The 6,645-nt window shown below is 68.0% G+C and carries 8 protein-coding genes and 1 pseudogene; 5 read left to right on the top strand and 4 right to left on the bottom strand.

The genetic code is table 11. From position 1 onward, the window contains the following. From AB0H52_RS31180 to AB0H52_RS31200, 5 genes and pseudogenes are all read left to right on the top strand, one after another. Nucleotides 1-189 (top strand): annotated as a pseudogene (locus AB0H52_RS31180) (conjugal transfer protein); the annotation flags it as partial. Continuing rightward, nucleotides 186-683, top strand: a complete 498-nt coding sequence (locus AB0H52_RS31185) for a DUF4913 domain-containing protein (protein WP_357951864.1) — start codon at nucleotides 186-188, stop codon at nucleotides 681-683. The pseudogene AB0H52_RS31180 and the gene AB0H52_RS31185, both read left to right, overlap by 4 nt. A gap of 61 nt (nucleotides 684-744) precedes the next feature. Beyond that, complete coding sequence (locus tag AB0H52_RS31190; RefSeq protein ID WP_151492460.1) at nucleotides 745-1,473, top strand: histidine phosphatase family protein; 729 nt, start codon at nucleotides 745-747, stop codon at nucleotides 1,471-1,473. After that, on the top strand, nucleotides 1,454-1,753 hold the full coding sequence (locus tag AB0H52_RS31195) for a hypothetical protein (protein WP_151492461.1): 300 nt from the start codon (nucleotides 1,454-1,456) through the stop codon (nucleotides 1,751-1,753). The genes AB0H52_RS31190 and AB0H52_RS31195 overlap by 20 nt, the downstream gene beginning before the upstream one ends. A gap of 17 nt (nucleotides 1,754-1,770) precedes the next feature. After that, a complete protein-coding gene (locus tag AB0H52_RS31200) occupies nucleotides 1,771-2,748 on the top strand; it encodes a zeta toxin family protein (protein WP_357951867.1) in 978 nt (325 codons plus the stop codon). Between the two features lie 496 nt (nucleotides 2,749-3,244). Here the strand turns inward: AB0H52_RS31200 and AB0H52_RS31205 are convergent, their stop codons facing one another. From AB0H52_RS31205 to AB0H52_RS31220, 4 genes are all read right to left on the bottom strand, one after another. After that, nucleotides 3,245-3,421 (bottom strand): hypothetical protein, encoded by a 177-nt coding sequence (locus tag AB0H52_RS31205; protein WP_192580458.1) that lies wholly within the window; start codon nucleotides 3,419-3,421, stop codon nucleotides 3,245-3,247. Nucleotides 3,422-3,483: 62 nt separating this feature from the next. Next, nucleotides 3,484-3,816: a hypothetical protein gene (locus tag AB0H52_RS31210; RefSeq protein ID WP_225854770.1), complete on the bottom strand. Its 333-nt coding sequence runs from the start codon at nucleotides 3,814-3,816 to the stop codon at nucleotides 3,484-3,486. After that, nucleotides 3,804-4,562, bottom strand: a complete 759-nt coding sequence (gene tcmP, locus AB0H52_RS31215) for a three-Cys-motif partner protein TcmP (RefSeq protein ID WP_225854771.1) — start codon at nucleotides 4,560-4,562, stop codon at nucleotides 3,804-3,806. The genes AB0H52_RS31210 and tcmP overlap by 13 nt, the downstream gene beginning before the upstream one ends. A gap of 61 nt (nucleotides 4,563-4,623) precedes the next feature. Then, the gene (locus AB0H52_RS31220) at nucleotides 4,624-5,886 is read right to left on the bottom strand and encodes an MFS transporter (RefSeq protein WP_151492464.1); all 1,263 of its coding nucleotides are present in this window, start codon (nucleotides 5,884-5,886) and stop codon (nucleotides 4,624-4,626) included. Nucleotides 5,887-6,645: the final 759 nt, after the last annotated feature.

Here is a 6,645-nt window from a genome sequence, read left to right on the forward strand (position 1 = left end):
CTGCACGCCCTGCCCCGCGGCCGGATGGTCGTCTACGCCTCCGGCGCCCCGCCCGCGCTCGCCCGCACCGCCCCCTGGCAAGACGGGCCCTACGCCGCCGCGATCCGCGCGTCGATTGCGCACTGGGACCCCACCGGCCGCACCGACTGGACTCTATCCCCCGACGTCCCACCGGAGCCGATCCCATGACCACGCCGACCGCTGGGACGGCCGCCGACGCCGTCGCCGACCTCAGCGCGCTCCTTGGCCAGCTCGCCGGCGATCCGGGCGCAGCCCCGCCGGTCGCCGAGGCGCCGGCGGCGGAACCGGAAGGCGCGGAGCCGGTGTACCGCAACGTGGAGGCGTTCGTCGGCGACTACCTCGCCCACGTCGTCGAGCGGCGCCTCGCCTCCGGGCCCACCAGCGGCATCAACTGGTGCCCGCGGTGGTGGGCGCACCCCGAGGCGATCTCCCGCCTGTACGCGCTCTGGCGGGCCTGGGAAACCCTGCGGGTCAGCGACCCCCAAACCGGCATGAGCATCTGGTGGCGAGACCACCTCGACCCACACCTCGCCGCGCTCGCCGCCGAATACGGGCCCTTCAACCGGTGCAACCCGACCAAGCACACCGAGCCCCGTCCCCTGCCCACTGAGCTGGCACCACCGGAAGTCCTCGCCCAGCTTCCCGACACCGACAGCACCTGATTCCCCTGGCACCGCCACGAGGAGCTCGAACCCCTCTAGCTCCACCACGGATAATGGAGACATGGACACCGTCGCTGAGCTGACCCTCATCCGACACGGGCAGAGCCTGGCTAACGTCGCCTTCGCCGACGCACACGCACGGGGCCTGACCGACCATGGTCTGACCGGGCGAGATGCCGACATCGAGCTGTCGTCGCTGGGATGGGAGCAGGCCACCCGACTCGGTCACTGGCTCGCCGCTATACCCATTCACCGCCGGCCCCAACAGGTCATCTGCTCCCCCTACCTCCGCGCTCGGCAGACCTGGTCACGAACGGCGGAAACCGCGGCGCAGTCGGGTGGCGACTACCCCACCGCCGTCGTCGATCACCGTCTGTGCGATCGGCTCATGGGCGACCTGGAGCTACTGACCCCCGCCATGATCGCTCAACGGTTCCCCGCAGAGGCAGCCCGGCTCGCGGCCGAAGGCGAGTTCTCCTACCAACCTCCTGGCGGTGAGTCGTTCGCCGACATCGCTCGACGCCTGGCGGCCGTGCTGGCAGACCTGAACACCCAGCACGCGGGCCGGCGCGTCCTGCTCGTGGCCCACGACGCCGTGGTCGTGGTGATGCGCCACCTCATCGAAGGCCTCGGGTTCGACGAGATCGCTGCCATCGTCGCGACGACTCCGGTCGCGAACACGTCGATCACCCGGTACGACGGCACCGCCGGCGATCTCACGCTGGTGGAGTTCGCCGCAACCCCGCACCTTGAGCTAGGAAGGGACGAGCATGCCTTCGTCGGGAAATGACGAGTCGGTGCTGGGGAGCCTCACCCCGTCGCCGTTGACACCGGAGCAGCTCCACGATCACCAGGTCACCCGAGACCTGATCGCCCAGGCCCTCGCGGCCCAGTCCGCTCGCCGCTACGAGCTAGAGCAGACCGGCGGTGACCCGGGCTCCCTGGAGCAGGTCATCGCGTCTCAGAGCCGTCTCGCGCAGGCCCTGCGGGATCTCGACCCCGCCGACATCGACGAAGTCGCCCGGCACCGTGAGGAAAGCGTCGCCGTGCTGCGTCAGGCACGCGGTTGACCGAATTCCCTGACGGCGTGCTCTCCGAGGACGCCAACGAGCGGATCTTCCGCGACCAGATCGTCCCGATGTTCCTCACCGGCGCCCCATCCCAGCAGCGGCCGGTGGTGGTCATCGTGGGAGGACAGACCGGCGCGGGCAAGACGGCGGTCACCGCGATGGTGAAGCAAGCGCTGGGCTCGGGCAGTGGCTTCATCAACATCAACATGGACTTCTACAACCCGATGCACCCCAGCTTCCACCACTGGCAGGCCGAGGACGAAACCACGGCCAGCGCGAAGGTGCGACCGGACGGTGAACGCTGGTGGGGCAAGGCCCAGCAGTACGCCATCGACAACCGCTGCCACGTCGTCCTCGAGTCGGCCATGCGCTACGAGAGCGAGTTCGAGGACATCGCCCGCCGGTTCCACGACGCCGGCTACCGCGTCGAAGTCGCCATCGTCGCGGTCCCCGAGGCCCTCAGCCGTCTGGGGATCCTGCACCGGTACTGGAGCGAGGTTCAGGAAGTCGGCCGCGGCCGGCTGATCGACACCACCATTCACGACGAGTGCTACCACGGCGTCATCCGCGGCGCACACGCCGTCGACACCCAAAACTTGGCACACGTCGCCTTCGCGTTTCGGCGCAACGGCGAGGTCGTCTACGCCAACACCAGCACCACCGGCGCTTGGCAACGCCCTCCTGCGCTCACGGCCGCCATCAGCGCCGAGCGCCAACGCCCCTGGACGCCCACCGAACGGGCCTGGTACCTCGACAACTCTCACCGGCTACATAGCGCCATCGATCCCCGCTGGCATCCAATCCTCGACGCGATCGACACGGCAGCCGCGCCGCTGCTGACAACGCCCGCCAGCGCCCGCGCCCGACGGGCTGCCCTGGCTATCCACGGCAGTACCCGGCAAGCGATTCAAGGCACGACCGATGCCCCAAAGGTTCCCAGGCCGGGCCCTGCCATTGACCGATCAGCCCCTAGCCAACGCGACGCGGGCCGATGACGACTCGTCGGCCATCGAGCCTCCTGTCTGCTGCTGGCGGATCGCTCGTTGGATTCGCCTCACCGACTCGAAGTCCAACATGCGTGGGAGACGCCGAACTGGGCCATCACCTGGGTGTGATCCGACGTCCTTCACCGATAGGGGGCGGTCACGGCAGGTCCGATGCCCGCCCTCCGTCGATTCGATACGGTGAGGTCCATGAGCGACCAAGACCTGCAGGACACCGGGGCGGTGACAGCCTGGCACAACGAAGAGGGCTGGGGGACTGTCGCTCTCGACCACTCCGAGCTAACCGCGTGGACCCACTACAGCGCGATCGTCGCTGGGCCAACGCAGTATCGAAGCCTCACGCCAGGCCAGCGGGTGCGCTGCCATTACGAAGTTCCCGGCCAGGACGGGTACCCGGCCAGGGCGACCAAGATCACGCCCCTATAGCCGGAGCAGCTCCCCGGAGCCACACCCACTTGGCCCTTGACCAACGGCAGTGGATCCGGCGCTACGTGGCGCGTCGCATCGCCGCGGTGGTGGGCAGCTCGGCGTCGACGGACAGCGAGACGCCGTCTCCCGAGCGCCGGCGCATCGGGCGGCTGGTGTGAATGATGGTGAGAGCCTGGGCGACGGCGGCGGCGTGCAGCTCGTCGACGTCGCCGGCGACGAGCCGAATCCGGATCACGTGGTCGCCTCCCGAACGCAATTACCCCACTGACCGCCGCTGGCGGCGATGCGGCCGAAGCCTTACTGGGCAGACTCCTGGACCAGTGACACGAAGGATGACCTGCGCAGCGGACCACCGGCTTCGATCTTCACGGCACCGGTCTCGACGAGTGGCTTGAGTGCCTTGATGACATGCTCAGGTCGGTACACGGTCTCGAACAGAGCGAAGTGGCGTAGATCCTCCACACGGACCGGCGCGCTGTCCCGCAGCCTCTGCTGCAGCAGTCGAGTCAGCGGTCCGAGGAGAGGCTCGTCCAAGGCGAACAACGTTTCTGCCTGATCGTCGCGTGGGTCACGAAAGCCGACCCCCTGAAGTCGATCGACCTCCCAGAGGCTGTCCTTCATCTTCTGCACGCCGAGGGGATGCCCCGTGCCGAAGACGAGATACAGGGGCTGGCCGTTGCGGGGGACAAGTTCGAAGTCCAACAGGTATGGAAAACCCGCTGCTTTAGGGCTTTCCGGTAGCAGGTCAGGATGTGCCGACTCTTCGCTTCCGGCGGCAGGTTGACGACGTCACGCCAGTGAGGGTCTCCGCCGAACACGTCGTCGCCCTTCTCCTTATCCAACCGGCTGACGAAGCGGACGAAGTGCTGCGGGAGCAGCGTGACGATGACTTCGGTGGACACGTTCGTGGCCAAGCGCTGCAGGAGCTTGAAAGGGACGGGCGCGTTGCCCCAGGAGTCGAGGTTAGCGAATATTGGCTGGCCCCAGGCTTGTACGCGGTCGAGCGCGACCTCAAGGTCTTCGGCGCAGGTGCCCTTTTTCCTCCAGACGGGCATGGCGGCGTCGGTCCTTGGCCGTTTCGGAAACGCTTTGAGTAGGGTCTCCCCCAGCATGTCGACGCAACGCTGATCATCATCAATGAAGACGAATCGGGCGATGCCCTTGTTCGGTGGAACCTCGCCGACGAGCGCGCGGATTGCGATGACGGGGGAGCCGTCCTCGCCACCGCTGTAGACGCCGGGTCCGGCGAACCCCTCGGCGTACGTGACTGAGGGGTAGGCGTTCGAGCTGGCGAGCAGGATCGGGAACCATCGCTCGAGGTAGCGGCGGTAAATCTCGTGCTTGGCGCCTGTGTGTTCCGCGCACTGCCATGGCATGGCGGACCGGGGGGAGCGGATGCGGGGGCGAACGCCGTAACCGATTTGCCGGGTGTTTTCTCTAGATTGACGGTCGGACGGGGGCGGAATCGGGCACGGGAGCGGCGGTGGGGGTGATGGTGGCCATGGCGGCGTCGGAGCCCCGGTGACGCAACTCGGTCGGCAGCACTGCCAGCGCGGTCAGCGCGCCGAGTAGGCCCGTCGCGGCGAAGCCCCAGGCCGGCGCGGAGGCGTCGATTACCGCGCCGGCCAGCGGGGCGCCGAGCGCCAGCCCTGTCACCATCGCCGATGCGTGCAGGCCCATCGCCTCACCCCGTGCGCTCGCCGGCGCCAGCCGACTCACCGCGTCGGCGGTGGCGGCTACGGTGGGCGCGGTGAGGACCCCGGATGGCAGCAGCACCAAGGCGAGCAACCACCAGTCGCCGCTGCCCAGACCAATCGGAATGGTGACCAGACCGAGTAGCAGGGTAAGGGCCAGCGACGGCACGGGGCGGGACAGCGCGCCGTAGGTGAAGCCGCCAACCAACGAGTACGAGGCCCAGAGCGCCAGCACCACACCGGTCCAGTTGACCTGCCCGGCGTCACGCAGGACCGCCACCAGTGTCACATCGATGCCGGCGATTACCAGCGTGCTGGCTGCTCCACCGGCGAGCAGCCCGATCAGCCGTGGGGTCAGCCACTGCCGGCGGGGCAGCGGCTGCGCGGGCGTCGTCTGCTCGTCCCGGGCCCGGGTCGGCGGGTTGAGCACCAGCAGGGTGAGTCCGGCCAGCACGATGCCGCCGCCGACGGCGTACATGGTCAGAGTGGGCGAAGCACTGGTGGCCAGGGCCACCGCCCCCGCCGGCCCGATCATGAAGCTGAGTTCGACCGACATCGAGTCCAGCGCGTACGCCTGGCGGCGATGGGTCGGCGGGACCAGCGCGGCGATCGACTGCCGGACCACGGAGAAGACCGGGAGGGTGAGCAGCCCGCCGACGAACGCTGCGCTGAGCAGCACCGGGTACGGCAGGACCGGCGCTGTGGCCCAGAACAGCGCCTCGACCACCGTGGTCAGCAGCAGCATGGGCCGTAGGCCGCGCCGGTCGACCAGCCGGCCGAGGAGTGGTGCGCCGAGCGCCGAACCGACCGTCAGCGCGGCCCCGACCAGTCCGGCGGCGAAATAACCGTGGCCCAGATCGAGGACGTGCAGCGTCATTACTACGGCGGTGGCCGCCACCGGCACCCGGGCCAGGATCGCGACCAGCAGTAGGGGTCGCAATCCTGGCAGCGCGAGCGCGTCCCGATAAGGCTTCAGATCCAACACGATCCGCACCTCCCGGGAGATCCAAGGCCGAAGCCGTCCTCGTGCACACCGAGGCCCCAGTCGTCCTGACGCTCAGAAGGAGCGGCATGCAAACCGCTGGTCGGCAGTATCGGTTCGGGCATGCGGCCGACCGTATTACCGGTCCCGCAGGTCAGACCAGCGATCCAATCGCAAGATCAAAAACGCTCAGGGGTCGATTCTGCCATGACAACCGCCGCCCCCTAGGCGAAGTAGAAGGGGGCGCCATGCCGCGCTCCAGGGCCGCATCAGGAACCTCAACGAAGGCTTTCACCACGAGAAAGGCGGCAGTCAGGCTCGGTTTAAGATCGGCCAATTGTGATGTGCACCACAATTGTCACGGCCGAGGGGTTGATCCGCGATCCGTGTTCATTCGTCTGCGATGCAGTGACCGAGCGTAGTCATCAGTTGCCTCCGGACGATCGCGGCGGAATATCCGGAACTACCTTGCGGGCCGCTGGTCACCATGGCCGTCATCCGCACCGTCAACAGTACGCGACAGAAGTCCCCACTGAGGTCGCGCGGCGAATCGGCACCGATGGAGGGCAGTCGCGGCGGACCCACCCCCGGGCAATGAGCAGGGCTATTGCGTAGTCGCTTGAGTGCCGGCTGACCTGCGGGGACTCGCGGTCAACCGTTCGGTGCAGGTGGTCCGTTTCATGATCAGGATGTGAGGCCGAGGATGGTGAATGGCCTGGTCATGTTGCGGGCTGCCCAGCGGGTGGCTTCGGTGATGTCGGGTCGGCCGGCCAGGCGTAGGGC

The sequence above is a fragment of the Micromonospora sp. NPDC050695 genome, from assembly GCF_040654415.1.
Classification (GTDB): Bacteria; Actinomycetota; Actinomycetes; order Mycobacteriales; family Micromonosporaceae; genus Micromonospora.

What these genes read in the sequence shown, in the direction of transcription:
- tcmP (WP_225854771.1), bottom strand. Translation starts at nt 4,562, where the DNA reads ATGCCATGGCAGTGCGCGGAACACACAGGCGCCAAGCACGAGATTTAC.
- AB0H52_RS31190 (WP_151492460.1), top strand. Translation starts at nt 745, where the DNA reads ATGGACACCGTCGCTGAGCTGACCCTCATCCGACACGGGCAGAGCCTG.
- AB0H52_RS31195 (WP_151492461.1), top strand. Translation starts at nt 1,454, where the DNA reads ATGCCTTCGTCGGGAAATGACGAGTCGGTGCTGGGGAGCCTCACCCCG.
- AB0H52_RS31185 (WP_357951864.1), top strand. Translation starts at nt 186, where the DNA reads ATGACCACGCCGACCGCTGGGACGGCCGCCGACGCCGTCGCCGACCTC.